The 25452-nt window shown below is 63.9% G+C and carries 25 protein-coding genes, 1 other RNA gene and 1 pseudogene; 11 read left to right on the top strand and 16 right to left on the bottom strand.

Annotation, left to right across the window (positions count from 1 at the left end; all coding sequences use genetic code 11):
• The first annotated feature begins 177 nt into the window (after positions 1-177).
• The 6 genes from AC4D2W_RS09695 to AC4D2W_RS09670 all read left to right on the top strand — a co-directional run bounded on the left by AC4D2W_RS09695 (position 178) and on the right by AC4D2W_RS09670 (position 6153).
• Positions 178-759, top strand: a complete 582-nt coding sequence (locus AC4D2W_RS09695; RefSeq protein WP_490926673.1) for a DoxX family protein — start codon at positions 178-180, stop codon at positions 757-759.
• Between the two features lie 4 nt (positions 760-763).
• A complete protein-coding gene (aroA, locus tag AC4D2W_RS09690) occupies positions 764-2116 on the top strand; it encodes a 3-phosphoshikimate 1-carboxyvinyltransferase (protein ID WP_490926672.1) in 1353 nt (450 codons plus the stop codon).
• Positions 2116-3231: a ribosome small subunit-dependent GTPase A gene (gene rsgA, locus AC4D2W_RS09685; RefSeq protein WP_490926671.1), complete on the top strand. Its 1116-nt coding sequence runs from the start codon at positions 2116-2118 to the stop codon at positions 3229-3231. The genes aroA and rsgA overlap by 1 nt, the downstream gene beginning before the upstream one ends.
• Before the next feature lie 112 nt (positions 3232-3343).
• Positions 3344-4153, top strand: coding sequence for a histidinol-phosphatase (gene hisN, locus AC4D2W_RS09680; protein ID WP_490926670.1), 810 nt, complete (start codon positions 3344-3346; stop codon positions 4151-4153).
• A gap of 2 nt (positions 4154-4155) precedes the next feature.
• The gene (locus tag AC4D2W_RS09675; protein WP_490926669.1) at positions 4156-4968 is read left to right on the top strand and encodes a class I SAM-dependent methyltransferase; all 813 of its coding nucleotides are present in this window, start codon (positions 4156-4158) and stop codon (positions 4966-4968) included.
• Between the two features lie 30 nt (positions 4969-4998).
• Positions 4999-6153, top strand: a complete 1155-nt coding sequence (locus AC4D2W_RS09670) for a carboxylate-amine ligase (RefSeq protein WP_490926668.1) — start codon at positions 4999-5001, stop codon at positions 6151-6153.
• A gap of 11 nt (positions 6154-6164) precedes the next feature.
• On the opposite strand, the gene AC4D2W_RS09665 is transcribed toward AC4D2W_RS09670, so the two are convergent.
• Positions 6165-7874, bottom strand: coding sequence for a glycoside hydrolase family 13 protein (locus AC4D2W_RS09665; RefSeq protein WP_490926667.1), 1710 nt, complete (start codon positions 7872-7874; stop codon positions 6165-6167).
• A gap of 250 nt (positions 7875-8124) precedes the next feature.
• On the opposite strand from AC4D2W_RS09665, the gene AC4D2W_RS09660 reads away from it, so the two are divergent.
• Entirely contained in the window at positions 8125-8616 is a 492-nt protein-coding gene (locus AC4D2W_RS09660; RefSeq protein ID WP_490926666.1) for a DUF1269 domain-containing protein, read from the top strand.
• Positions 8617-8785: 169 nt separating this feature from the next.
• Positions 8786-9187 (top strand): hypothetical protein, encoded by a 402-nt coding sequence (locus AC4D2W_RS09655; RefSeq protein ID WP_490926665.1) that lies wholly within the window; start codon positions 8786-8788, stop codon positions 9185-9187.
• Positions 9188-9284: 97 nt separating this feature from the next.
• Here the strand turns inward: AC4D2W_RS09655 and AC4D2W_RS09650 are convergent, their stop codons facing one another.
• The 6 genes from AC4D2W_RS09650 to ftsE form a co-directional block, all read right to left on the bottom strand.
• Complete coding sequence (locus tag AC4D2W_RS09650) at positions 9285-9920, bottom strand: uracil-DNA glycosylase family protein (protein ID WP_400931602.1); 636 nt, start codon at positions 9918-9920, stop codon at positions 9285-9287.
• Between the two features lie 374 nt (positions 9921-10294).
• Positions 10295-10664: a transfer-messenger RNA gene (gene ssrA / locus AC4D2W_RS09645) on the bottom strand.
• A gap of 103 nt (positions 10665-10767) precedes the next feature.
• Positions 10768-11241: an SsrA-binding protein SmpB gene (gene smpB / locus AC4D2W_RS09640; RefSeq protein WP_400931600.1), complete on the bottom strand. Its 474-nt coding sequence runs from the start codon at positions 11239-11241 to the stop codon at positions 10768-10770.
• A gap of 42 nt (positions 11242-11283) precedes the next feature.
• Complete coding sequence (locus AC4D2W_RS09635) at positions 11284-12690, bottom strand: peptidoglycan DD-metalloendopeptidase family protein (RefSeq protein ID WP_490926664.1); 1407 nt, start codon at positions 12688-12690, stop codon at positions 11284-11286.
• A gap of 53 nt (positions 12691-12743) precedes the next feature.
• Positions 12744-13655: a permease-like cell division protein FtsX gene (ftsX, locus tag AC4D2W_RS09630; protein ID WP_490926663.1), complete on the bottom strand. Its 912-nt coding sequence runs from the start codon at positions 13653-13655 to the stop codon at positions 12744-12746.
• Entirely contained in the window at positions 13652-14470 is an 819-nt protein-coding gene (gene ftsE, locus AC4D2W_RS09625; RefSeq protein ID WP_490926662.1) for a cell division ATP-binding protein FtsE, read from the bottom strand. Before ftsE ends, ftsX begins: the two co-directional genes overlap by 4 nt.
• A 189-nt stretch (positions 14471-14659) precedes the next feature.
• Here ftsE and AC4D2W_RS09620 point away from each other — a divergent pair, with 189 nt between their 5' ends.
• The gene (locus AC4D2W_RS09620; protein ID WP_490926661.1) at positions 14660-16849 is read left to right on the top strand and encodes an acyltransferase family protein; all 2190 of its coding nucleotides are present in this window, start codon (positions 14660-14662) and stop codon (positions 16847-16849) included.
• Positions 16850-16873: 24 nt separating this feature from the next.
• On the opposite strand, the gene prfB is transcribed toward AC4D2W_RS09620, so the two are convergent.
• A complete protein-coding gene (prfB, locus tag AC4D2W_RS09615; protein WP_490926660.1) occupies positions 16874-17992 on the bottom strand; it encodes a peptide chain release factor 2 in 1119 nt (372 codons plus the stop codon).
• Positions 17993-18146: 154 nt separating this feature from the next.
• On the opposite strand from prfB, the gene AC4D2W_RS09610 reads away from it, so the two are divergent.
• A complete protein-coding gene (locus AC4D2W_RS09610) occupies positions 18147-18467 on the top strand; it encodes a hypothetical protein (protein WP_490926659.1) in 321 nt (106 codons plus the stop codon).
• 21 nt (positions 18468-18488) lie between these two features.
• Here AC4D2W_RS09610 and AC4D2W_RS09605 read toward each other — a convergent pair whose 3' ends face one another.
• From AC4D2W_RS09605 to AC4D2W_RS09575, 7 genes and pseudogenes are all read right to left on the bottom strand, one after another.
• Positions 18489-18971 carry a pilus assembly protein TadG-related protein gene (locus tag AC4D2W_RS09605; RefSeq protein ID WP_490926658.1) on the bottom strand — a complete coding sequence of 161 codons (483 nt, stop codon included), beginning with the start codon at positions 18969-18971 and terminating at the stop codon, positions 18489-18491.
• On the bottom strand, positions 18968-19447 hold the full coding sequence (locus AC4D2W_RS09600) for a hypothetical protein (RefSeq protein WP_490926657.1): 480 nt from the start codon (positions 19445-19447) through the stop codon (positions 18968-18970). Before AC4D2W_RS09600 ends, AC4D2W_RS09605 begins: the two co-directional genes overlap by 4 nt.
• The gene (locus tag AC4D2W_RS09595) at positions 19410-19823 is read right to left on the bottom strand and encodes a TadE/TadG family type IV pilus assembly protein (RefSeq protein ID WP_490926825.1); all 414 of its coding nucleotides are present in this window, start codon (positions 19821-19823) and stop codon (positions 19410-19412) included. Before AC4D2W_RS09595 ends, AC4D2W_RS09600 begins: the two co-directional genes overlap by 38 nt.
• Positions 19820-20044 carry a hypothetical protein gene (locus AC4D2W_RS09590; RefSeq protein WP_400931582.1) on the bottom strand — a complete coding sequence of 75 codons (225 nt, stop codon included), beginning with the start codon at positions 20042-20044 and terminating at the stop codon, positions 19820-19822. Before AC4D2W_RS09590 ends, AC4D2W_RS09595 begins: the two co-directional genes overlap by 4 nt.
• A gap of 24 nt (positions 20045-20068) precedes the next feature.
• Complete coding sequence (locus AC4D2W_RS09585) at positions 20069-21010, bottom strand: type II secretion system F family protein (protein ID WP_490926656.1); 942 nt, start codon at positions 21008-21010, stop codon at positions 20069-20071.
• Complete coding sequence (locus AC4D2W_RS09580; protein WP_490926655.1) at positions 21007-21861, bottom strand: type II secretion system F family protein; 855 nt, start codon at positions 21859-21861, stop codon at positions 21007-21009. The genes AC4D2W_RS09585 and AC4D2W_RS09580 overlap by 4 nt, the downstream gene beginning before the upstream one ends.
• Positions 21858-22211: pseudogene (locus tag AC4D2W_RS09575) on the bottom strand (CpaF family protein); the annotation flags it as partial. The pseudogene AC4D2W_RS09575 and the gene AC4D2W_RS09580, both read right to left, overlap by 4 nt.
• A 36-nt stretch (positions 22212-22247) precedes the next feature.
• Here AC4D2W_RS09575 and AC4D2W_RS09570 point away from each other — a divergent pair.
• Positions 22248-23921 (top strand): recombinase family protein, encoded by a 1674-nt coding sequence (locus AC4D2W_RS09570; RefSeq protein ID WP_490926654.1) that lies wholly within the window; start codon positions 22248-22250, stop codon positions 23919-23921.
• Positions 23922-24018: 97 nt separating this feature from the next.
• Here the strand turns inward: AC4D2W_RS09570 and AC4D2W_RS09565 are convergent, their stop codons facing one another.
• Positions 24019-24618 carry a recombinase family protein gene (locus tag AC4D2W_RS09565; protein WP_490926653.1) on the bottom strand — a complete coding sequence of 200 codons (600 nt, stop codon included), beginning with the start codon at positions 24616-24618 and terminating at the stop codon, positions 24019-24021.
• Between the last annotated feature and the right edge of the window lie 834 nt (positions 24619-25452).

Genomic DNA, 25452 nt, shown 5'->3' with positions numbered 1-25452 from the left:
TCCCTTACGTTCCGAAGAATGCCTTACACTCCCCCAACGCCGTAACAGGGGAGCTTATTCCACGCGCTTCCTTTGGGACGTCCGCTTCTGCGTAAGGTGTGCACTCTGCGTAAAAGTGCCAGACTAGGAGTATTCTGCCCGGCTATTCCGAGACCGGGCAGCAAACAGGAGGCCAATATGTCGATTGTCCGTTTACTCGCCCGCCCGCTGCTTGCCACCGGTTTCATTGCCGCTGGCGTTGACCGCCTGCGCGATTCCGACCAGACTGCAGAACAGCTCCGCCCCGTACTGAAGCGCGCCGGCTCCATGGTCCCCTCCGCTGCCGCCGTGACCGATAACCCCCAGCTTGTTGCCAAGGCACTGGGCGCCACCCAGGTGGGCGCCGGCGCCCTCTTGGCCCTGGGCAAGCTGCCCCGCCTCTCCGGCCTGCTGCTGGCCGGCACCGCCGTGCTGAACGCGGTGGTCGAATACAAGAACGCGGAAACCGACACGAACGACGAGCGCAAGGCCCGCCGCGCGGCTCTTCTGAAGAACCTCTCGCTGATCGGCGCCGTCCTGCTGGTAGCGGTGGACACCAACGGCCGCCCCGGACTTGCCTGGCGTGCCGGCCACCTTGCCGATGACACCCGCCGCAGCGTTTCCTCGCTCGGCAAGGACGCCGGCCGCAAGTCACGCTCGGTCAAGAAGGACGCCGCCAAGCAGCTCAAGAAGGCCAACAAGGCCGTCCGCACCACCGCAGCCGGGATCGCGGGCTCCTAGTTCCATGCCCTCCCCCGCCGCACCGCAGACAGTATCCCCCTGGCCCGCTCCCCGGGTCACCGCCCCGCTGAATGCCGACGTCCGTGTCCCCGGTTCCAAGTCCCTGACCAACAGGTACCTGGTCCTGGCGGCGCTGGCCGACGGCCCCAGCAGGCTCCGGGCGCCTCTCCATTCCCGCGACACCGCCCTGATGGTCCAGTCCCTTCGGACCTTGGGCGCCACGGTCACGGAGGTCGACGGCGACGGAGCCTTCGGGCCGGACCTTGAGGTCCGGCCGATGGAGCAGGGAGGCACCTCCGGGGCCGGGATTGACTGCGGTCTGGCGGGGACGGTGATGCGGTTTGTACCGCCCCTTGCCGCACTGAAGAACGGCAGCACCGATTTCGACGGCGACCCGCACGCGCGGCTGCGCCCCATGTCCGCCATCATCGACGCCCTGCGCGGCCTGGGGGTGGCAGTGCACGACGACGGTGCGGGCGCACTTCCGTTCACCGTGGCCGGAACCGGGGAAGTCGCCGGCGGACGCCTTGAAATCGACGCCGGTGCTTCCTCCCAATTTGTTTCAGCCCTGCTGCTGTCCGGTGCGCGCTTCCGGGAGGGCCTGCATCTGGTCCACACCGGATCGTCGGTGCCGAGCCGGGAACACATCGGCATGACGGTGCAGGTCCTGCGCGGCGCGGGCGTGGAGGTGGATGACTCCGTCCCCAATGAATGGCGTGTGGCCCCGGGACCCATCCGCGCGTTCGACGTGGAAATTGAACCCGATCTGTCCAATGCCGGCCCTTTCCTGGCTGCCGCCCTTGTAGCCGGCGGAACCGTGCGCATGGCCGGCTGGCCGGAGCACACCACCCAGGTGGGCGACCGCTGGCGGGACATCCTTCCCCGCCTTGGCGGCACCGTCACCCTGTCCGGGGGCACGCTGACGGTTTCCGGGACCGGACGCATTACCGGAGCCGATCTGGCCGACACCAGCGAACTGGCGCCCACGGTGGCCGCTCTCTGCGCCCTCGCTGACTCCCCCTCAACGCTCACCGGCATTGCCCACCTCCGCGGACACGAGACCGACCGTCTCGCTGCCCTCGCCGCCGAAATCACCCGGCTGGGCGGCGATGCACGGGAGACCGCGGACGGCTTGGCCATCCGGCCCGCCCAGCTGCACGGCGGAACCTTCGAAACCTACGCGGACCACCGGATGGCAACAGCCGGGGCGCTCATCGGCCTGGCGGTCCCGGACGTTTTCGTCCAGGACATCGGCACCACAGCCAAGACCCTGCCGCAGTTCCCGCAGTTGTGGCGCGAACTCGCCGATTCGTCCGGCCTGCCCTCCGAAGCACACCAGGACGGAGGTGTCCGCTGATGGCCCGCTCCACTGACAGCTGGGATGAATCGGACGTCCGGATCCGGCCCAACAAAAAGGGCTCACGCCCCCGGACCAAGGACCGGCCCGCCTATGACGAGGCAGTCACCGGCCGGATCATTACCGTGGACCGCGGCCGCTACACCGCCGTCGTCGACGAGGACACGCCCACCGAACGCATTGTTACGGCAGCCCGCGCACGCGAACTGCGCCGGAACCCCGTTGTTGCAGGCGACCTGGTGTCGCTGGTCGGAGATGTCTCCGGCGGACCGGACACCCTGGCCCGGCTCGTGCGCATCCAGGACCGCCGCACGCTGCTGCGCCGCAGTGCCGATGACACCGATCCGGTGGAACGCGCCGTGGTGGCCAACGCGGACCAGCTGGTGATCGTGGTGGCCGCCGCCAACCCCGAACCGCGCACCGGGTTCATTGACCGTGCCCTCGTGGCGGCCTACGACGCCGGCATTTCGCCGCTGCTGTGCATCACCAAGGCCGATATCAAGGATCCCGCCGAACTGCTCGCCAACTACGAGCACCTGGATTTGGATGTCATCATCAGCCGCACCGCCGCGGACGACGCCTCCGGCATTGACGCCCGGTCCGACGACGGTTTGTCCGCCCGCCTGCAGGGCGACGCCGTTCAGCAGCTGCATCACCACCTCGAGGGCAAGGTGTCCGTCCTGGTGGGCCACTCCGGCGTAGGCAAGTCCACCCTGGTCAATGCGCTGACCGGCTCGGACCGCGCCACCGGCGGCGTCAACGCGGTAACAGGCCGCGGACGCCACACATCTTCCTCCGCCCTGGCGCTGAAAGTCCTGGATGCCCCGTCCGGCAGCTGGATCATCGATACCCCGGGCATCCGGTCCTTTGGCCTGGCGCATGTGGACCCCGACCGCATCCTGCAGGCCTTCCCGGACCTTGCTCCGGGAACGGACGCCTGCGAACGCGGCTGCCGGCACGATGACCAGGCCAAGAACTGCGGGCTGGAGCCGTGGGTTGAGTCCGGCCAGGCGGGAGCGGCTGGTCCGGCGCGTTTGGCCTCCCTGCGCCGGTTGCTGAGCTCCGGTACGCGCACAGAGAACCGGGCGTCCGCCAAGGAGCTCGGCGCGCAGTGAGGTCCGGAAGAACCGTCTCAGGGCCGGGCCGCTCCCCCAAAGCGGCGCCACAGGGCTTCACCGGCCCGGCAAACGTGGGCAGTGCCCGCCGAATAAGGATAAGTTGAACAGTATGCCGTTCGCTCAGAATTACAACGATGACCTTCGACTCGCCCATGTCATGGCCGACTCCGTGGATGACCAGACGATGTCGCGCTTCAAGGCCCTGGACCTCAAGGTGGAAACCAAGCCGGACCTGACCCCCGTCACCGACGCGGACAAGGCGGCCGAGGATGCCATCCGCGGGCAGCTCTCGCGTGCCCGTCCCCGTGATGCGGTGACCGGGGAAGAGTTCGGCTCCACCGGAAACGGACCGCGCCGTTGGGTCATCGATCCCATCGACGGCACCAAGAACTTCATCCGCGGCGTCCCCGTCTGGGCCACCCTCATCTCGCTGGTGGACGACGGCGTTCCCGTCCTCGGCGTGGTCAGCGCACCCGCCCTCGGAAAACGCTGGTGGGCTGCCACCGGAACCGGCGCCTATATGGGCCGCTCCCTCGCATCCGCCACCCGGCTCCGCGTTTCCAACGTCTCCAACCTCGCTGACGCCTCGCTCTCCTACTCCAGCCTCGGCGGCTGGAAGGAACGCGGGAACCTGGACGAGTTCATCGGCCTGACCGAATCGGTATGGCGCACCCGGGCGTACGGAGACTTCTGGTCCTACTGCATGGTTGCCGAAGGCGCCGTGGACATTGCCTGCGAGCCGGAGCTGAACCTGTATGACATGGCTGCCCTGGTGCCGATCATCACCGAGGCCGGCGGCCGCTTCACGTCGCTGGAAGGCGAGGACGGCCCGTTTGGCGGCAACGCCCTGGCCACCAACGGCGCACTCCACAGTGACGTGCTTCGCCACCTGAATCCCGGTCTGGACGACCTGCTCTAGCCGTGGCCCGTTCTGCCTCCGGCCCCCGCCTGGAAACCGTGCGCCGCCGCGAACTTGCGCGCAGCTACGAGGACGGCGGGGAGCATTATGACCGCATCCGGCCCGGGTACCCCGCCGACGCCGTCCGCTGGCTGTTTGCCGGCAGCCGCACCGCCGATCTTCGGCTAGCAGCAGGCAAGCCGCTCCAGGTGGCGGACATTGGCGCCGGAACGGGCAAGTACACGCGTTCCCTGATCGAAGCCGGATACCAGGCCACCGCCGTCGACCCCTCAGCCGATATGCTCCGGCAGCTGCAGCAGATGCTGCCCGGAGTTCCGGTTCGCGTGGGAACTGCAGAGGACACCGGCCTTCCCACCGCCTCGATGGACGCCGCCACTGTGGCCCAGGCATGGCACTGGTGTGATCCCCTCGCGGCCAGCACCGAGCTGGCGCGGGTCCTGCGCCCCGGCGGCATCCTCGGGCTGATCTGGAACCAGCTCGACGTCAGCGTGCCTTGGGTCCACCGCTATTCACGGATCATCCACGCCGGTGACGTCCTGCGCCCGGGGTTCCGCCCCGCCGTCGGGCCCGAGTTCATGCCCGACGATTCTCACGTCACGCGCTGGTCCCAGCAGATGACGCCCGAAGACCTGATGGAGCTGGCCAAATCCCGCTCCTATTACCTGTCGGCAGCAGAGCCCGTTCGGGACAAGGTCATGGCAAACCTGACCTGGTACCTCTTTGAGCATCTGGGTCACCAGCCCGAAGAGCCGCTGGAACTGCCCTACCTCACGCTTTCCTGGCGGATGGTGCCAACCGGGGCTTCGGACCTGTAACCTGATGCTCCGGCCCCCGTAGGGGCCCGCATGGATCCAGGCACACTCTCTGCTGCGGAACAGGGGCATTACGTGGTCACCTTCGGAATTGAAGAAGAATTCCTGCTCGTGGACCCGGTCACCGCACTGCCCAGTGCCCGCGCCGAGGAGCTGATCCACACCCTGGCTCCCGGCGACGGCAGCAGCTTTACCAGCTCTGCGGAGCTGCTGGCCTGCCAGGTCGAAAGCTCCACGCCCGTCTGTGCCGAACCGGACGAGGCCCTGGCCTCGCTGCTTGAATTCCGCTCCCGGCTCGCCGAAGCCGCCGCAGCGGCCGGGCTCGCTGTGGCTCCCACCGGAGCGGCCCCGACGGTTTCGGCCAGCCCTGCCGTGGTGAGCGGCACGGAACGCTACCAGCACATGGGTGTCATGACCGGTGCCGTCTCGGATGAGCACTACGTGAACGGCACGCACATCCACGTTGAGGTCCCCAGCCGCGACCGGGGCATCCAGGTCCTGAACCGCCTGCGCCCCTGGCTGGCCACGCTTGGCGCCATCAGCACCAATTCTCCTTATTGGCTGGGGCGTGACAGCAGGTTTGCGAGCTGGCGGCTCATCCAATACCGCCGCTGGTCCGTGCAGGGCACTCCGCCCTATTTTTCCGACGCCGCGGATTACGAAGCGCGGCTTGCCCGCCTGATAGCCACCGACGTCGTGCTTGATCAGGGCCATGTCGGATGGATCGCCCGCCTGTCCCACACCTATCCCACCGTCGAGGTCCGGGTGGCGGATACGCAACTGGAAGCCCGGGACGCCGTGCTGTTGGCCCTGATGACCCGGGGGCTGGTGACAACTGCCCTTGCCGAGGACGATGCACCTGTTCAGGGCAGCCCCGACACGCTCAGCGAACCGGAAATTTTGGACGCCGGGCTCTGGCAGGCGGCCCGCTTTGGCCTGAGCGGGAACCTGCTGGACCACGGTGCCGGCGGCGGACATGCCGGACGAACTGCGGCGCAGCAGGTGGGCGCCCTGGTGGACTACATTCGCCCCGCGTTGGAGGAATCGGGGGATTATCGGTATGTCCGCGCCGGGGTGGCCCACGTTCTGGATGTGGGCACCGGAGCGCGGCGGCAGCGCGAGGCAGTTCGCTCAGGCGGGTTTGCTGCCCTCAAGCCCCTGTTCGAACGGTCCCTTACGGCCTCCTAGGCGAAGATCAGCTACCCGTCCTCGAACCGTGAAATATCCATGATCCGTGCTTCCCAGGGCCGCAGCCAATGAGGTTCTCCGGGCTCCTCATAGTTGCCCAGGATGAGGTCTCCGACACCCAGATCGGTCGGGATTTCGAGGTTTTCGCCCGAGACATTGCACTCCACCAGGAACTGCTGGTCTCCGAGGCTCCGGCGGAACGCGTACAGCACCTCATGTTCGGGATGCAGCAGGTGAAAGTCGCCAAGGGCCACCACGGGAGACTCATGCCGCAGGCTGATCAGCTTTTGGTAATAGCGGTAGATGGATTTCTCAGCGGCCCGGTCCTTTTCCGCATTGATCCGGCTGAAATTCGAATTCACCGGAATCCACGGTGTGCCAGTGGTAAACCCGGCGTTTTCCCCGCCGTTCCACTGCATGGGGGTTCGTGCGTTGTCGCGGCTCATTGCCGCCAGCGCCTGCAGCGCCGCTTCCTCTCCCCAGCCGCGGCTCAGCGCGTCCGTATAGAAGTTGAGCGACTCCACGTCCCGGTACTGGTCAATGGAGGTGAAATTGGCGTTGGTCATGCCGATTTCCTCGCCCTGATAGACGTAGGGTGTTCCGCGGTGCAGATGCAGCAGCGTGGCCCAGAGTGTTGCCGATTCATACCGGTACTGCCCGTCATCGCCGAACCGGGACACGTGCCGCGGCTGGTCATGGTTCCCCAGGTAAAGGCTGTTCCAGCCCTTGTCCGCCAACCCCCGCTGCCACCGGTTCCAGCTGGTCTTGAGGTCTGTCAGGTTCAGCGGATGGTAGTCCCACTTGTTCCCCGGGCTCTGATCCAGGCTGACGTGCTCAAACTGGAACACCATGTCCAGCTCTCCGCGGTGCGGATCCGTGTACAGCAGCGCCTGGTCCACTGTTGCACCGGGTGTCTCCCCCACCGTCAGGTAGTCGCCGCTGCGGTCAGCAAACACTGCACTGCGCATTTCCTGCAGGAATTCGTGGATCCGCGGACCCGAGGTGAAGTACGGTGATCCGTCTCCCCACACCCCGCCGGGTTCCACCACTCCGTCCGGCAGCAGCGGATCTTTGGAAATGAAGTTGATGACGTCCATCCGGAATCCATCCACGCCCCGGTCAATCCACCAGTTCATCATTGCGTAAACCCTGGCGCGTACCCGGGGATTCTCCCAGAACAGGTCCGGCTGCTGCGGCGTAAAAAGATGAAGATAATACTGCTGGGTTTTCGGATCATAGGTCCAGGCCGACCCGCCAAAGTGGGATCCCCAGTTGTTGGGTTCGGCCCCGGGCTCACCGGGCTCAAACCCCTCCCGGGCATCGCGCCACCAGTACGCGTCGCGTTCAGCACTGTCGCGCGAACGTGCGGAGCTGATGAACGCCGGATGCTCACTGGAGGTGTGGTTCACCACCAGATCCATGATGAGTTTCATGCCGCGGGAATGAATCCCCTCCAGCAGTTCATCAAAGTCCGCCTCGGAACCGAACAGGGCATCAATGCGCCGGTAATCGCTGATGTCGTAGCCGTTGTCGAACTGCGGCGACTGGTGAACCGGGGACAGCCAAATGACATCCGCACCCAATTGCGCTATATGGTCCAGCTTTGCCGTGATCCCTGCCAGGTCGCCCGTGCCGCTTCCGGTGCTGTCCGCGAAACTGCGCGGATAGATCTGATAGACGACGGCGTTGGTCCACCACGCCGGCTGCCCGGGATCCCTCACGGCGGCCCCTCTCGCTCAGCCCGGCGAAACCGGGCGCGGCCCGCCGCTGACCGGACGGGGTTGCGAGCATAATACGTCTCCTGCGGGAGCCACGACAGGGGTATCGGGCACACTTCCCCGGTAGCCAACCGGTCCTGCCCGTTTCCTTGCCAGTGTCTTGGGAGCGTCATTAGTGTGGGCGCTACTTCGCCAGAGCCCAACCTGTGTGAGGTAGACGTTTTCTGAATCCCAATCGTTTGGAGACACTGCCATGGCAACATTGACCGTTTGGAAATTCCCGGATGCAGGAGCTGCCGAACAGGCAACCGAAACCCTTGATTCCCTGCAGTCGCAGGGTCTCATTAGCGTGCAGGATGAGGCCTACGTCACCTGGCCTCAGGATAAGAAAAAGCCCCGGACCGTTCAGGAACACCATCTGGTTGGGGCAGGGGCTCTCGGCGGCGGGTTCTGGGGCCTGCTTTTTGGACTGATTTTCTTTGTTCCGCTGCTGGGCCTGGTGGTTGGCGCTGCCGCAGGGGCCATCTCGGGTTCCATGGTGGACATCGGGATTGACGACAACTTCATCAAGCAGGTCCGCGACGAAGTGACCCCGGGGTCCTCGGCCCTGTTCGTCCTCAGCTCGGACGCCGTGGAGGATCGTGTTCTGGACGCTTTCCGCAGCAGCTTCCCTGATGCCAAGCTGATCTACACCAACCTCTCCAAGGAGCAGGAAGCCAACCTGCGGCAGGCCTTCGCGGACTAGCAGCACCGCACCGCTTCGGCCTAGTGCCGCCGCACAGGCCACTGGAGGCCGGACCGTCCCGCCGGGGATGGTCCGGCCTCCAGCTGTGCGCGGCTTGATGCCGGGGCCAGATACCCGCGAACCGGCTGAGCCGCCGGAGGGCGTGCCGAGTCCCGTATCGTTAATGGGGATGATTACCAGACGCCAAGCAGCACTTGCCCTCGATATCCCCGTTGAAATGGCCACCCGCCACGGAATTCCCGCCCGCCTCTCCGAAGAGGAGCTGGCCCGGATGCAGGCGGATCCTCCGGCCTGGCTGGTTCAGTCCCGAGCCAACAGGACAGGAAAACGGCCCATTTGGACCGAGCTGGTGTGCACTGTGTGCGGCTACTCGGAGAGCGCCCGTCCCAAGAAGTGGTGGCCCGAGTTCGCGTTCCTTGCCTGCGCCGATCATGCCCTTTCCGAGCTTCCGGAAGTACCGGCCGGACACGTACGCGGCGAGTACGACGGCATTGGCACCCGTTTTGTGGGTTACGTCCATGTCCCGGCCGACCAGGTGCCGGGACGTTCGGATGCTCCGGAGGATCACTAGGCGCTCCGACAGCCGCCTGCGCTGAAGCTTTGGCCGGATGGAAAAAAACCAGGCGTGCTGTGAGCACGCCTGGTTTTTTTACACCTGAGTTTGGAGCCTAGCTCCCGGGAATGGCCAGCCCGGTGCGTGCCATGGCGTCCTTGTAGGCAATCCGCATGGTGGCGAGGCCTTCCTCCTGGCGTTCAGCGGTGGCGCCGAAGGCCCGGCCGTCAACGGAGCGGGCCTTGTAGATCTTGAAGCTGCGCCGGTAAATCATCCGGTTCTCGGTCTTGAGGAAAGCGGCACACAGCCGCTGGGCCTCGGTGCCGTGGGCAACAATGACGGAGGCACGCGGCACCAGCGCGAGGAAGCGCAGCAGGGGCTTGAGCCCCTCCTGGATCTGTTCCTTGGTCAGCTTGCCGTTCGGCTCCCCCGGGACGTACCACGGGTAGGTGTTCCACGGCATGACGTACTCGGGGCGCAGGCCCACCTGCCAGTGCACTCCCAGAAGGCGGGCCACGGCGTCGTCGTCTCCGGCGGTAATGAAACCGGACTTGTGGGCCGTGCCGATGTTGGAGAACAGGCTCACAATGCGGGTCTCTCCCACGTCGTGCATCGGATCAACGTAGGGAACCTCTGTGCCGGGCTTCAGTGCTTTCAGCGAATCGCAGAGCTGATTGACTTCAGCCACGTTGTCGTCGTAGCGACGGTTCCAGATCTCTTCGGACTGTGTTCCATGGTCCAGGCTTTGCATAAAGTGGTGCGTCTCCTACAGGGTCGTATCGACCGGTTATAGCTCATGTGCCCGGACGGAGCACGTACGGGCGGATGCTGCCGAACCCGCAGCGCCGGTACGCGGCGGTTTTCACGGATCCGCCTAAAGCGGTAGGCCGGATGCGGTTCCTGCAACAGGTTTCCGGCTCCTGCCAGTCTAGCAATTCCTGCTGCCCCTCCTCCGCCCCTGTCCTGAAGACGGCCCGAATATGCGCGGCCATGTGACCAACGACTCCACCGGGCTGTACCCCGAAGGGCGGCCCGTCCGGCCGGGACGGCGGCAGCGGGAAACAGTGAAGTTAAACGAAAAGCAGGGAAGAAGCCAAAAGGCTTCTTCCCTGCTTTTCGTTTTATGGGTGGAGATGGGGGGAATTGAACCCCCGTCCGATGTCGTGTTGTCAGGGCTTCTCCGGGCGCAGTCTGCGGTGGATTTTCTCGGCCCCAGCTGTCATGCAGACAAGCAGCTGATCCGGGCCCAGCCGTTTAAGAGTCCCGAACACGCCAACGGCGAGCATGTTCAGCAGTGGCCCTCTAAATGACGCCAGGGTCCGGGACGAGAGCATTCCCGGTCTGACGGACTATGCCCGCTGCTTAGGCAGCGAGAGCGAAGTCAGTGCGCTTTGAATCGGCACTTATTGTTTTACAAGGAGCGTTTACGAGATAACCCTGTATCCTCGGCCCGCTTCACCTGTCTCGACTAACACCGTCGAAACCTGTCATCCCCAATGTATGGGTAACCCATATGTACTTATCAAGAACCGGTCCGTTAGCCGCACCGGTGCGTTAAGTGTAGCCCATCGCCGGACCCGGCGCGGATTGGCTGCTGCTCAGGCGCCGCGGTTCTTCTCCCGCATATCACGCAGGGCTTCGCGGTTGTCCTGCTTTTCACGCAGCGTCTGTCGCTTGTCATAGTCGCGCTTACCGCGTGCGACGGCGATTTCCACCTTCGCGCGGCCGTCCAGGAAGTACAGCTGGAGCGGAACGATAGTGAAGCCGGATTCCCGGATCTTCTGCGAGATCTTATCCAGCTGCTCGCGGTGCAGAAGAAGCTTGCGGCGCCTGCGGGCCGAATGGTTGGTCCAGCTGCCGTTGAGGTATTCCGGAATGTAAGCAGCCTCAAGCCACAGCTCATCGTTGTAGAAGGTACCGAAGCCATCCACCAGGGACGCCCGGCCTTCCCGCAGGGACTTGACCTCCGTCCCCATCAAGACCATGCCGGCCTCGTAGGTATCGAGGATTTCGTAGTTGTGCCGGGCCTTGCGGTTGGTGGCCACAACTTTACGGCCACTTTCTTTAGGCACGGGACAGCTCCTTTTCGACGAACGGAAAACTCTATTGTAGGCCTAGAGCAGGCCCATCGGGTCAACCAGCTCACCGTTGAGCACCGTTTCAAAGTGCAGGTGGCAGCCGGTGGAGTTGCCCGTGGTACCCACATAACCGATCAGCTGCCCGGCTTCCACCCATTGTCCCGGGGAGACTACAAACTTGGTCAGATGGTAGTAGTTCGTTGCCAGCGCACTGTTTCCGATCACGCCGTGGTTCAGGACCACGCGGTTGCCGGTGCCGATCATGCCGTCCGCCTGGCCCTGGTCTGCACGCCAGACCTCACCGGAGGCCGGTGCGTACACGGGAGCGCCGCAGCCGGGGGCGAAGTCGATGCCCGAGTGCAGGTACCCGCCGGTGCCGAAGAAGTCGATGGTTCCCGCCGGTGTGGCCCGCCAACCGAACCCGGAAGAAATGGGGGCCTTCACGGGAAGGCTCAACCCGAACGCCGACGGATTGGTGGGTTTGGTTGATGCAACTTCCGGTACCGGAGCCGGCCTGTTGTTGCGGGCGGCCTCTTCAGCTGCGCGCCTGTTTTCCTCCGCAATGCGGGCCTCTTCGGCCTTCTTAGCCTCTTCAAGCAGGCGGCGCTGGCGTTCCGCGATGTCCGCAGTTGCCTGGGTCTTCGCTGTTTCCAGTGATGCGAGCTGGGCCTGGATGGCCGGCTTCTTGGCCTCCAGGGCGGCGTTCGCCGCAGCGGTCTGCTCGATCAGCGTATCCACCTTGGCCTTTTCTGCGGCAGCCGCGTCCCGGGCCTGCTGTTCCGCTTTCAGGGCTTCTTCGGCCTGCCCCTTGAGCGTGGAGATTTCCTCTTCCACAGCTGCCAGGCGTGCCTCGGAATTCACATTCGTGGCGCTTTGCTGGGAAAGCTGCTGCATGGTGGCGTTCTGTCCGCGGAGGACCTGTTCCGCCAGTCCCATGGAGTCGGTGAGGCTGTCCGCCCCGTCTGCGCCGAGCATCAGCGAGAAGCTCGACGGTACGCCGCCGCTCTTGTAGGCCTGCGCCGCAATTTGGCCGATGACCTGCTGCGTGTCCTTTATGGCAGCCTGGTCCTTCTCAATCTGCGCCGAGATGGTGCTGCGCGTTTCCTGCGCCAGGGCCACCCGGTCCGTCAGTGCGCTGACCTTGCCCACGGCGGCGGAGACACGGCCTTCGGCGTCTGCAAGTGCCTGCTGAGCTCCGGGGAGCTGCTGCTGGTAAACCGCCAGCTCGGCAACCTTCCGGCTGGATTCGGCGTCGAGGTACTCGTAGGTTTCCTGAACTTTTTGCTGTTCGCTTTCGATGGCTGCCTTGCGGTCATCAAGCTCATCTGCGGATGCGGTTCCGCTGAATGCCAGCGTCAGGGCAAGCACGGCTGAAGCAACCACGCCGGCCGAGGTTTTGCGCAGGGCAGGCCGCTGCGCCGGCGGCATGCCCGCGTTAGTCATTGATGCAACCATCCATGGAAATCCGTCCGCTTTCTTTGAGAGTGAGCAACACTCTAAACCTTTAAGTACCGTCGGAGGGTCAGCAGAGAGGATACACCTGCCATTAAGGCCCCAACAATAAGTAGAACCGGGCTAAGCACCAGTACCTGCTGAGCTGAAATGAAGGCCGTTGCCGGGTAGGCCTTCGCCAATGCACCGATAAAGAAGTGTGCCACTGCCCACAGCGTACCCGATGCCAGCACGGCGCCAATGACGGCGGCGATAACGCCTTCCAAGACAAAGGGCAGCTGGATCACTGCCTTCGACGCTCCCACAAGACGCATGATTCCGGTCTCACGGCGGCGGCTGAATGCTGACAGGCGAATGGTGGTGGCAATCAGCAGGATGGCGCACACCAGCATTACACCGGCGATAATCAGTGCGATCAGCGACGCCATATTCATGAAGGAGAAGACTTTTTCCAGGAGTTCACGCTGGTCACTGACGGTTTCCACACCGGGCATCGATGAGAACGCTTCGTGAATAACTTCGTATTTTTCCGGGTCAACCAACGAAACGCGGAAGGATTCGGGCAGCTGGTCCGCGGTGACCGAATCAACCAGCGGGGAGTTTGCAAACTGCTCCCGGAAGTGACCCAGCGCCGTTGCCTGGTCCTCGTAATCAACCGAGGCAATGTACTGGGTAAACTCCGGGGACTTCAGCTCCCCTTCAATGGCGTCACGCTGTTCATCCGTGACGGGACCGGCGGCACAGGAGGCCGTGGTGGAGGAATCCGCGCACAGGAAGACCGCCACCTGGACTTTGTCATACCAGTAGCCCTTCATCTGCCCGATCTGCAGCTGCAGCAGTCCGGCCGCGCCCACGAAGGTAAGGGATACAAAGGTCACCAGGATGACCGAGACCACCATCGAGAGGTTGCGCCGGATCCCGGACCCGATCTCACCGAGGACGAATGCGAGCCTCATTCAGCTGCTCCCGTTCCGGCCGTGCGGCTGCCGTCAGCCGAGGGAGCGGCGTCAGGCGGGCGGACGCCGTCGTCGTCGTCGGATACGGTCACTGTTTCCTGCAGAATCACTGCCCCCTGCTGAGTCTGGGGCGCGCCCAGGTAAATGCCTTCGCGCTCGTCGCGCACGATCTTTCCGTGGTGGAGTTCGACGACCCGTTTGCGCATCGCGTTGACGATGTCGTCATCGTGCGTGGCCATGACCACGGTGGTGCCGTTCTGGTTGATCCGGTCCAGGATCTTCATGATGCCCTGCGAGGTGGTGGGGTCCAGGTTTCCGGTGGGCTCGTCCGCCAGGAGAATCGAGGGCTTGTTGACGATGGCGCGGGCAATCGCGACGCGCTGCTGCTCACCGCCGGAAAGCTCGTGGGGCAGGCGGTTGCCCTTGCCTTCCAGCCCCACAGTCTTGAGGACCTCGGGCACGGAGTCGCGGATCACCGCCCGGCTGCGCCCGATCACCTGCATGGCAAAGGCCACGTTGGCGAAAACGGTCTTGTTGGGCAGCAGGCGGAAGTCCTGGAAAACGACGCCGATGCCCCGGCGCAGGCGCGGCACGCGCCAGCTGGGAATCTTGGCAACGTTGGATCCGGCTACGTACACGGTTCCGCGGGAGGCATGCTCTTCCTTGAGGATCAGCCGTATGAAGGTGGACTTTCCTGAACCCGAAGCTCCCACCAGGAACACGAACTCGCCCCGGTCCACTTCGAGGTTTACGGAGTTCAGGGCAGGCCTGGATTTGCGGTCATAGACCTTGGTGACGTTATCGAAAGTGATCATGTCCGCTTCGCGCCCATCAGTGCAGCCGGAGCACGGGCCTTGGTTTGGGATGAGGGCACCGGCTGTTCGACTATATCGGCGCTTCAACGCGCCGGAGCAGATTAGGTCCGGTGTGTCGCAGGCCCGCTGACGCCGCTTTGCCTCCGGCTGCCGGAGGGCAGGCGCGGCCCTGCCGTAGAATCGGTACTCGTGCCCACATCCCCCTCCGCCAGCCCGACCACCGCACCCGACCAGGCTTCCGCGGTATCCGGCGCTGCAGACAGCGGCGGAAAGACGCGCATCTCCGGCCAGGCCTGCCCCGCCGCTTCGGCGGAAAAGCCTGCCCGGTTCCGCCCTGACATCCAGGGCCTTCGGGCACTCGCCGTCGGGCTTGTTGTGTTTTACCACATGTGGCCGGACGTCCTGCCGGGCGGATTCGTGGGCGTTGACGTCTTCTTTGTCATTTCCGGATACCTGATCGTGGGATCGCTGGTCCGCGAACTGACCCGGACCGGAACCATCGGTCTCCTCGCCTTCTACGGGCGCCGGATCCGCCGGCTCCTTCCGGCGGCGGCATCCGTGCTCCTGGCCACCCTGGCCGCAACCATGCTGATCTTCCCCGAAGGCAGATGGCAGGGGGTCGCCCGGGACACCGTGGCGTCCAGCCTGAACGTGCAGAACTGGAATCAGGCCGTCAACAGCACCAGCTATGCCGGTGCAACCTCCGCGGTTTCGCCGCTGCAGCATTACTGGTCCCTGGCCGTTGAAGAGCAGTTCTATCTCTTCATTCCGGTTCTGCTCCTTGCTGTTGCCGGGATCCTGCGGGCGCTGGGACGAAAAACCGGCAGGGCGACGGCGGCGCTGGCCGCAATTGGTGCAGTCACCGCCGCGTCCTTCCTCCATTCGGTGCTTTTCTCGGCTTCCTCCCCCGATCTCGCCTATTTCTTTACCACCACCCGAATCTGGGAACTGGGCCTGGGCGGCATCCTGGCGGTGGCTGCTGCCGGCCGGAACCTCCCGCAGCGGCTTTCGACGGCGGCAGGCTGGCTGGGGCTGGCAATGATCTGCTTTGCGGCCGCCGTGTTCAGCACGAGCATGGCGTTTCCGGGCTGGATCGCGCTGGTCCCCACCGTGGGTGCCGCGCTGTGCATCGCTGCGGGCAGCACCCCCGGCGCCGGATGGCGCAACGCGTCCCGGTGGCAGTCGCTTCGCCCCGTTACCTACGTGGGCGATATTTCCTACTCCCTGTATTTATGGCACTGGCCCGTCACCGTGTTCGGAGTCTTCCTGCTTGGATCGGCTCCCGGACCGCTGGCCGGCGCCGCCCTCATTGCCGTCAGCGTTGGCGCAGCAGCATTGTCCACGCGGTTTATTGAAAAGCCGTTCCGGACCTTCGGTGCCTCTGCGTCCGGGTTTGCCTCCTCCCGCGGACGGCACGGAGCACCTCGGCCCGCTTACCGTGCCGTCTATGTGCTCGCGGGCGTATTGATTGCCGTGCCGGTTGCTGCGTCCGCGGTTCCCTATCTGGCGGTGCAGCAGAAGATTGATGCCCTGTCGCAGGAGAACGATTCCGCTTCCTACCCCGGTGCCATGGCCTTTGACTCCGCCAATCCTGCACTGGTTCCGTCCGGCATGCCGCTGCGCCCTGATGCGGGTGCGGCCACCATGGACCAGCCGGACGTGAATCCCCAGTGCCTCAAGTACGACCCCGCAGTGATCGATTATTCCGACTGCGTCTACGGGGATACGGAGGCCCAGAAGAGCATTGTCCTTGTGGGAGATTCCCATGCTGGCCAGTTCGTGTCACCGCTGGACATCGCCGCGAAGGAAGCCGGATACCGGCTGTACATCATGACCCGCATCGGCTGCCCGTTCAGCGCCGAGCCCCTGCACAGCGACTCGCGCGTCTATGAGAACTGCTCCGCGCAGAACTCGGGGACCGTTCAGGACCTGCTGGAGATGAAGCCCGATCTGGTGGTCACCACTGCGATGCGGCCGGGCGGCTACAAAGATACCCTCGGCTGGACCTGGAACACGCAGGCGGATGCCGTGAACGGTTATTCGAAGCTGCTGGAACCGCTGGACAAGGCCGGAATACCGGTGGGCGTCATAGGCGACATCCCCTATCCCGAATTCAGCGCGCCCGAGTGCGTAGTGAAAGAGAAGGACCCGGCAGAATGCGCCGTGGACCGCTCGGACCACGCGTCGCAGGCGGACCCGTTGCTGACAGCAGCAGGCAAGCTGGCGAACAGCCGTCCGGTGGACCTGACGGATTACTTCTGCGACGAGACGAAGTGCCCGTCAGTCATTGGCAATGTCCTGGTCTACCGCGACAACCACATCACCAACACGTTCGCGCAGACGCTGAAGACCCCGCTTCAGGCCGGCCTCGGGCTGTAAGGCCCCTGCCCGGCGGTGCGGTCTTTACTTGCGGGCGGAGACGCTGCCGTTGGCACGCCAGCGGATGCCGGCGTCGATGAAATCGTCAATCTCGCCGTCGAACACTGCTGAGGTGTTTCCCACTTCATGTTCCGTGCGCAGGTCCTTGACCATCTGGTACGGGTTCAGGACGTAGGAGCGCATCTGGTCGCCCCAGGAAGCCTTCACGTCACCGGCGAAGGCCTTCTTCTCGGCGTCTTCCTGTTCCTTCTTCAGGATCAGCAGGCGGGACTGCAGCACGCGCATGGCGGCGGCGCGGTTCTGCAGCTGGGACTTCTCGTTCTGCATGGACACCACGGTTCCGGTGGGAAGGTGGGTCAGGCGCACGGCGGAGTCGGTGGTGTTCACGGACTGCCCGCCCGGACCCGAGGAGCGGAACACGTCCACGCGGATGTCGTTGTCCGGAATATCAATGTGGTCAGTGGGTTCGATCAGGGGAATGACTTCCACAGCCGCAAACGAGGTCTGCCGGCGGCCCTGGTTGTCGAACGGGCTGATGCGGACCAGGCGGTGCGTGCCGGCTTCCACCACCAGGGTGCCGAAGGCGTACGGAGCCTTGACCTCGAAGGTGGCCGATTTCAGGCCGGCTTCTTCGGCGTAGGACGTGTCCAGGACCGTGGTCGGATAGCCGTGGCGTTCGGCCCAGCGCAGGTACATGCGCAGCAGCATCTCGGCGAAGTCTGCCGCGTCCACTCCCCCGGCGCCGGAGCGGATGGTCACGACGGCTTCGCGGGCGTCGTACTCGCCGGAGAGCAGGGTGACCACTTCCAGCTGGGACAGCGACTTGCGCAGGGATTCCAGTTCGGTGACCGCTTCGGCCTTGGTCTCGGCGTCGGATTCGTCCTGGGCGAGCTCCACCATGACCTCAAGGTCATCGATCCGGGACTGGATCTTCTCCAGGCGCTCCAGCTCCGTCTGGCGGTGCGACAGCTTGGAGGTGATCTTCTGCGCTTCGGCGGGATCATCCCAGAGGTCGGGAACTCCCGCCATTTCGCTGAGCTCTTCGATGTCCTCTTTGATCTTGGCTACATCGGAGACCTCCTCGATGGAAGCAAAAGTGGACCTGAGGGCGCGGATCTCCGCGGGAAAATCAATTTCAGCCATGGTGCTTACAGCCTACGCCATGAGCCGTGGCCGGTGCTTTCCGAGTGTCCCGGGGGTGCCCGCGGACACGGCACGCCGCGCCTGTCCTCCGTTCAGCGGTCGTCGCCGGGGCTGGGTAAATTGGAAGTGTCAGCACATGCAGAAGGAGCCGACTGTGAGCAACCGCAAATCCGAAGGATCCGCGCAGTCCCTGCCCGTCCGTCATCCGGAATCGGGCCGCCGTTATTCGCTGGAAGAGCTGGAAGCTCTCGCCGCCGAGGGTGACCCCTGGGCGCTGACCAAGATGGACGAGTGGGATGTGCACTTCAGCAACGAGTACATTGGCCCGCTGAAGGACCGTTGCCCGGACCCGGAGTGTGACCAGTACGGGGAGCCGGTCACTCTCTGCTACGCGGAGAACGGCGTCCTGCTGGACATCGACCACGGCGGCTGGGGACACGCGCCGTCGGCTGAGCCGCAGGCCAAGGCCTCCTAGCGCCAGCCCGGCCCGCGAGACCTACTGGCTCAGGCGGGCGCGGGCTTCACTGACCGCGGTAATCGGGATTCCGTCCGGTACCAGGAAGTTCACCAGCGGCGGATGGACGACGCCGGTCAGCACCACCTTGGCCGTGCGTCCGTCCGAGGTTCCGGTTTCACCATCGATGCGCAGCCCCGGCAGCCGGTTGGTCGCGTTGATCTCCGCCAGATACCTGTTGGCCTCCGCACGAACCGCCGCCGGCGCCAGTACGGCGGCCGGCCCCTGCCCGGGTCTGCCTGGCCCCAGCTCGAAGGTATCGGCTGCAGCCAGGGCGGCACCGTCCGCAGCGGAGAGCAGCTTCTTGTGCCCGAGGTAGAGGGCGGAGGAAGCCATGACTACTGTGACAACCAGCAGGCTCACCAACATGTAGCCGATGATCAGGACGCCGATTTGCCCCTCCTCGCCGCGGCCAGTGGACTGCACAGAGGCCCGCAGCCGGTCGGCAAAGTTATGCCCCCTCACCCGTAGCGCTCCACAACCTGTGTGGAGGACGAGTCAACGGTTACCGGGGCAAAGTCCATCCCCGGCAGCCCCGGCATCAGCGGCAACGGAACATCAAAGCTCACCAGCGCGGTCACTGTGGATCCCGGAGCCAGGCACTCCGCGGAACAGGAGATGTCCAGCAGCATATTTTCGGGCTCGAACCCAAAATCGGCGAAGGCCAATTCGGCTGCCATCCGTGCCTGATGTTCGCCGGAATCCGGCTCCCCGGCGTCGGCGTATACCTTTGCCGCGGATTCGGCAGCTCCGACGGCGGCAAACGCAGCACCCTGCACCTGCCCCGCGGTGATGATGAGGTAGATGACCGGCACCAGCAGCACCAGACCCAGAAAGATGAACTCCACCAGGGCACTGCCGTTTTCCCCGTTGTCATCACCTTCGCCAGGATCATTCCCGGCGTTAGCCGTTCGCAGCGGTGTCCTGTCCCCAGAAGGCATGTCCCCTCACCTCCAATCCGTTGCTCGGCCCAATGAAACCAATCACCGGAAGCGGCGCCCGGACCGTGATTTCCAGCATCCGAACGCCGCCGCTGGTCGTTTCCGCATAACTGATGTCTCCGGCCAGCGAGTCGGTCAGTGCCACCTTGATCAGTTCACCGGTGCGTTCTGCGCCGTCGGCCGGGGTGCGGTCGGCCAGCGTCCCGTAGCGGGCCCCTGACGCAGCCGCGTCAGTAAGGGTATTGCGGACATGGAGAACCAGTGCCAGCTGGACAATCGATATGAACAACAGGGTCAGCAGTGCGCCGACCATGACAAAGTCCACCACTGCCGAGCCCGTCTCCCTGCCTCCGGCCCGCGGCCGCCGCACGATCAGGGAGTGCTGACCCTGGCGATTGCGGAGTTGAACAAATCTGTGAGGGCCGGCTTGGCCAGCCCCAGGATAAGAGCCACCAGGGTGGCTGACATGAGGGTGATCATGACCCACCCGGGGACGTCGCCGCGTTCGCGGTCCCCGCTTCGCACTGTCTGTTCGAAACGGACGAGCAGCGAGGTGCCGAGCAGGAGCAGGAGTCGTGGTGCGTGGATGGTGCGCATGGGTTGTTCCTTTCATTGGGTGTCCTAGAGTCCAATTCCCAGCAGGGAAAGACCGGGGAAAATCGAGAAGAGCACGGTGAGCGGAAGGACACCGAAAACCAGAGGGACCATCATGGCGATCTCCTTCTTCCCGGCGCTTTCCATCAGCTCGCGTTTAGCCAGGTCCCGCACGTCCTGGGACTGGGCACGCATCACGTCCGCCAGCGGGGTGCCGCGTTCAATGGCAACGGTCAGTCCGTCCACAAAACGCGAGAGCGGAGCGAGCCGAACACGGTCCGCAAAGTGCTGCAGGGCGCTGGTCAGCGGCACCCCGGAACGGGTTTCCGCGAGGATGCGGGCGAACTCCCCCGCCAGCTCCCCGTTGGCCGTGCGGGCAATGCGTTCCAGTGCCCCGTTGGCGCTTTCTCCCGCGCCGACGGCGAGCGCCATCATTTCCGCAAGGCTGGGAAACTCGGCCAGCATCCGTGTTTCGCGGTTCTGAATCTGGGAGGTAAGGCGGTAATCCCGGAGGACAAAGCCCAGGACCGCCCCCATGATGGTTCCGAGGACGACCCCTGTGGCGCCTATCCGGTCCACGCTGGCGAGCCAGACGGAAATGATGCCGCCGGCCAGGAATCCGCCGCCGGTCCACAGCACCTGCTCGGCCCTGAAGTCCAGCACACTCGTCCCCTGCCCGGACCGTTCCAGCCGGCGCTCCAAATCCCGTGTGACCGGATTGAATCGGTTCAGGCGGTGGACTGCCAGATGCAGGGCCGGACGCAGGATGCGTTCCAGCGGGCCGAAGGGAGTCAGATCACCCGCCGGCATCATCAGCAACCGTGATCCCTGGCCACCGGTGCGCAGCTGCGGGGCGATTCGTTCGCTGAACGTCACAGGCCGCATCCAGGGCATCCGCAGGACCGCGAACCAGAGCGAGGCGCCCAGCGCGAGGCCACAGAGGAGGGCCGGAAACCAAGGTGAACTCATCTCAGCACCCTCTCTTCTTCGGGAAGGGCACCGATGCGCAGCATGAGCCGGTAGCAGAGAACTGAAATGGCGATCCCTGCGGCCAGAACGGCCGCCCCCGCTGCGGAGTTGTAGGCGGCAATGGCTTCCGGCCGGCTGGCCAGGAGCATCAGCACAATCCACGGGGCGGCGACGGCCAGGCGTGCAGCGTTGACGGTCCAGGATTGACGGGCCAGCAGCTCGCTCCGGGTCCTGGCGTTATCCCGCAGGAATTCGTTGAGTGTCCCGAGCAAACGGCCTAAATCCGAGCCTCCCACTTCCCGGGTCAGGCGCAGTGCCTCCACGATCCGGTCCGCGACCGGATCCGCAAGGTTCGCCTTCAGCCTTGTCAGGGAATGGTCAAACTGCCCGCCGGAACGGTAATCCGCCGCGAAGTCGCGGAAAGGCTGCCTCAGCTCCTGCGGTCCGTTCTCCCCCAGCTGGATCAGTGCTTCGGGCAGGGACAGCCCGGCCCTGATGGCTGAGCGCAGGTGATCAACCGCATCGGGCCAAAGTTCGGCACGCGAGCTGCGTTGTTTGCGGGCCTGCCAGCGGACCAGGAACAAGGGGACGCCGGCGCCGAAGAGGCCAAAGCAGGCGGCGATGGGGATGCCGCCTGTTCCGGCGAGGACCAGCAGGGCCACCAAGAGTCCTGAGGCAACGCTGCTCGCGACAACGGCGCGGGGTGTCACGCGCTGAATTCCCGCCTGCAGCAGTTCATCCTCTAGCCTGCTGCTGCGGTGCGGGCGGACAGACGGTGCCGGCATAACCCAGCAGGACCGCCATATCAGGAACAATCCCAGTCCCAGCAACAGCCCGACGGCGGCACTCACGGGCGGGCTTCCAGCAGCTCGGCAACGTTGAACCCGGCACGGGCGAACTTTTCCGGTGCGGGCATAGACGCGGCAGTTACTTCGAGCCGCCCGTCGGTCCGCTGGAAAATGGACGAGGCTTCTATCACTCCGTTTTCCACTCGGTTGCCCAGCGCCAAAATTTCCATGACCTGGCGTTTGCCGGCGGCGTTGCGGGCACAGTGAACAACGAGGTCGATGCAGGACGCGACGGTGGGCACCACAAAGGCACTGGAGATGTTTTCCCCGGCCAGCAGTGGCAGGGTACAGATTTTCGTGACGGCATCATGGGCGCTGTTGGCGTGAACGCTGCACATCCCGGGTAGCCCGGTTATGCCTGAAGCACACTTCACGCTAAGCTTCGTGCGATGCAGCGCACAGCTTTTATTTACTGCCGGATAAGTGATGACAAGACGGGCGCGAAGCTCGGAGTGCAGCGACAGGAGGAAGACTGCCGTTTGCTCGCAGCAGACAAGGGTTACGAGGTCGTCCGTGTCTTCCAAGACAACGACATAAGCGCATACTCGGGCAAGGCGCGTCCGGAGTACGCCGCCATGCTCAAGAGGGTAGCGGCGGGTGAAGTGGATGCAGTGCTGTGCTGGCACCCTGACAGGCTCCACCGCCGTCCAATCGAGCTTGAGGCGTACATCGACGCTTGTCGTGAGGGCAAAGCGGTTACCCACTCGGTTAAGGCCGGGGAGATGGACCTCGCCACAGATTCCGGCCAGATGATCGCACGAATGTTGGGTGCCGCTGCCAGATACGAGTCCGATACCAAAGCAACCAGAATCCGTCGCGCATCGGAGCAGGCAATCCGGGCAGGCAAATGGACGGGTGGAACCCGGCCCTTCGGATGGACAATCACAGACGGCACACCAGAGCTCCACCCGGAGGAATCAAAAGCCATCGCTGACGCATGCACGCGAGTGCTAAAGGGCGAGAGCTTGGGGTCGATCATTCGCAAGATGAACGACCAGGGTCTGAAGACAACCCGGGGCAAGGAATGGGGATACGCACAATTGGCCCAAGCACTGGAGCGGCCCCGCAACGCCGGGCTGGCGGACTACCACGGGGAGATCGTGGGCCCTTCCACCTTCCCTGCCATCGTCTCCGAAAACGTGTGGCGGGGAGTCTGCGCCATTCTTGGGGACCCGTCTCGCAGGCGCTCGCAGTCCAACAAAGCTGTCCACTTACTTGCAGGAATCGCACAGTGCCACTGTGGTGCGTATGTTCGGTCAGCTACGGTGGCTGGCCGTGACGGCCAGAGGCACCGCATCTATCGGTGTGTTGTTCGCGGCCCGGGCCATATCAGCAAGCGGATCGAGTTCGTGGACCATGTTGTTAACAGGGTGATCGTCGCCGTGCGGGCTGCGCAAGCAGCCAAGAAGGATGCCGACAACTTGGGGCGAGACCCCGAAGGCGAGCGCCTGCAACTGGAGGCCACAGCCCTCCGTAAACGGCAAGACGAGGCGGGGACTCAAGCTGCTCTCGGCAAAATACCCATGCAAATGCTCAGCAACATCAACGCTGTCATCGAGAAGGAGCTGGCTGCCGTTACTGCTGCAATGGTTCGCATCGAGGAAGCGGCGGCCCGCCGCCCTCCGCAAGAAGGCGACATTCGCCCCCTCTCTATGGACTCACCGGAGGCGGCCGACTGGTTGAGCATGCACATCGACGATCGCAGGGACTACCTTCGCAGTATCTGCAACGTCGTACTGCTTCCGCATGGCAAAGGATCCACGAAAGTTTTTAACTCCGACACCGTGCAAGTGGTCATCAAGGCACCAGGGGAAGGTCCGGGGCCTTTGGATGAACGGGAAATTCAGCGTGTAGTTCGACAGACTGAGAACCTGAAGGGAATAGGGGGAGGGACGTTCGTAACTTTTCACGAGGATGACCGAGCTACTACCTACCGCATACCGGACGACGCACACGGTTCCCCAGCCATAGCGAGCGGCTGGCGCGCTCGCATGGTTTCTGTGGGAGATGGAAAACCAGAGGCCACAGGAGCCCCTGTGGCCCCCGTAACCCCTCCGAGGTAGTCACCCTCAATCTCCCATGTGGATCCCCTCAGGTCGTCTCCTGTAGGCGCTGAGGGGCCCATGACGGGTGACCCATATGGTCGCGCAGGTTTACCAGCTACTTTCGAGAGGGACGTGACAAGGATAGGGCTTCCAAGCGGCGGTAGAGCGTAGCCCTCGACATCCCTAGGTCGCGGGCAACTTCTGCGGCTGGCTCCCCTGACTCGATCAAACGTGCTGCCTTTTTGATCTGGCTGTCCGTGAACTGGACCCGACGCCCGCCCAGGTCCTTACCAGCCGCCCGGCGCTTGCTGACGCTATCAGTGATGCGCTCGCGTTTGATCTCAAGCTCCATTTGGCCAAGCGCGGCCATGACAGTGAAAACCATGGCCCCCATCGGGGTGCTGGTATCCACGTCCCCACCCCCGAGATTCAGCACCCGCAGCCCGGCACCTCTTGCCTTGATATCCTCTGCCAGCTTCAACATGTTTACGGTGGAGCGCCCCAAGCGGTCCAACGTTGTGACCACCAGCGTGTCCCCTTCATGCAGGGCCCCCAGTGCGTTGTCCAGGTTTAGTCGTGAGGCCCTTGCTCCGCTGACTCCGTGGTCTATATACAGGTCGTCTCGCCGCACTCCAGCGGCGAGCAAGTCGGACTCTTGCCTGTCCGTGTCCTGCGCCTTGGTGGAGACCCGGGCATATCCAATCAACTTTCCCATTTGCCTGCTCACATCCATATGTCTCGCAACAGTGTTTCGTCATCCCAAAAGTAACAAGCGGTTGTGAGACATTCAAGCAAGACACATTATGGGGTCATAAACGGTCAGAGCTGTCTTTCAACCAAAGCGTCTTGAAACTCAAGAGTTGAGAGACACCTTTCGCCGATTCCTCTTCCAACGCCTTCGTGACTGACTGGCAGGTTCGAACAGCACACGGGGAAGCTCTGCGTAGCCTCCACCTTTTAGAATCTCCAGAGGCACGATCTTGCCGTTGGCAGCCCGGACCCAATGAACCCCTTCATAGTCAATGAAGTCGAGTCGAATGGCGTGGTCGGCCCAAGCTAAGGGCTCGTGATAAGGCAAGTCCGTCCTTCGGAGTCGTTGTGTATATGTTTCGCCCGGTTCGACATACTGTCGCCGGAAGCGCAGGTTCCGGCTTGAGCTGCCTACCAGCTGTGAGCCCTCCTGCGTGGTCACGAAAGGTACGCCCTGAACACGAACCTGCCTTATGGGAAACGGGGAGGCATTTACGATGCTCCAACTTACGGTCGTATCGGTTACCTCGATATTTGCGAATGCTCTCGTCTTCTCCATTTTGGTGGCGAGCCGTCTCGCCGCCCTGTCTCGGTAACCCATGACAAGTGATACGAATGCCAGCACGAGGGATAACCCCAGCGTGCCCAGCGTCGCCAGGGCTGTGATCCCGTCGGCGGTCATCCAATTCGTCAAGACTGGCTGGCTATCTGATCCCATTCCGATACTGTGTCAGATTGGAGCCGGGGGGGTAGGAACCCACACCCCGCGCCGAACCCTCCCCGGTCGTCATAGCCGCTC

Source organism: Arthrobacter sp. TJ-58 (genome assembly GCF_058269295.1).
The sequence above is the reverse complement of the archived record's forward strand: the minus strand, read 5'-3'. Positions and strand labels throughout refer to the sequence as shown.

Coding starts and splice junctions, on each gene's coding strand:
- AC4D2W_RS09635 (WP_490926664.1), bottom strand. CDS start 12,690: ATGACTAACGCGGGCATGCCGCCGGCGCAGCGGCCTGCCCTGCGCAAA.
- AC4D2W_RS09590 (WP_400931582.1), bottom strand. CDS start 20,044: ATGCGCACCATCCACGCACCACGACTCCTGCTCCTGCTCGGCACCTCG.
- hisN (WP_490926670.1), top strand. CDS start 3,344: ATGCCGTTCGCTCAGAATTACAACGATGACCTTCGACTCGCCCATGTC.
- AC4D2W_RS09600 (WP_490926657.1), bottom strand. CDS start 19,447: ATGCCTTCTGGGGACAGGACACCGCTGCGAACGGCTAACGCCGGGAAT.
- AC4D2W_RS09660 (WP_490926666.1), top strand. CDS start 8,125: ATGGCAACATTGACCGTTTGGAAATTCCCGGATGCAGGAGCTGCCGAA.
- AC4D2W_RS09565 (WP_490926653.1), bottom strand. CDS start 24,618: ATGGGAAAGTTGATTGGATATGCCCGGGTCTCCACCAAGGCGCAGGAC.
- AC4D2W_RS09570 (WP_490926654.1), top strand. CDS start 22,248: ATGCAGCGCACAGCTTTTATTTACTGCCGGATAAGTGATGACAAGACG.
- AC4D2W_RS09655 (WP_490926665.1), top strand. CDS start 8,786: ATGATTACCAGACGCCAAGCAGCACTTGCCCTCGATATCCCCGTTGAA.
- AC4D2W_RS09695 (WP_490926673.1), top strand. CDS start 178: ATGTCGATTGTCCGTTTACTCGCCCGCCCGCTGCTTGCCACCGGTTTC.
- AC4D2W_RS09670 (WP_490926668.1), top strand. CDS start 4,999: ATGGATCCAGGCACACTCTCTGCTGCGGAACAGGGGCATTACGTGGTC.
- rsgA (WP_490926671.1), top strand. CDS start 2,116: ATGGCCCGCTCCACTGACAGCTGGGATGAATCGGACGTCCGGATCCGG.
- AC4D2W_RS09650 (WP_400931602.1), bottom strand. CDS start 9,920: ATGCAAAGCCTGGACCATGGAACACAGTCCGAAGAGATCTGGAACCGT.
- ftsX (WP_490926663.1), bottom strand. CDS start 13,655: ATGAGGCTCGCATTCGTCCTCGGTGAGATCGGGTCCGGGATCCGGCGC.
- AC4D2W_RS09585 (WP_490926656.1), bottom strand. CDS start 21,010: ATGAGTTCACCTTGGTTTCCGGCCCTCCTCTGTGGCCTCGCGCTGGGC.
- ftsE (WP_490926662.1), bottom strand. CDS start 14,470: ATGATCACTTTCGATAACGTCACCAAGGTCTATGACCGCAAATCCAGG.
- prfB (WP_490926660.1), bottom strand. CDS start 17,992: ATGGCTGAAATTGATTTTCCCGCGGAGATCCGCGCCCTCAGGTCCACT.
- aroA (WP_490926672.1), top strand. CDS start 764: ATGCCCTCCCCCGCCGCACCGCAGACAGTATCCCCCTGGCCCGCTCCC.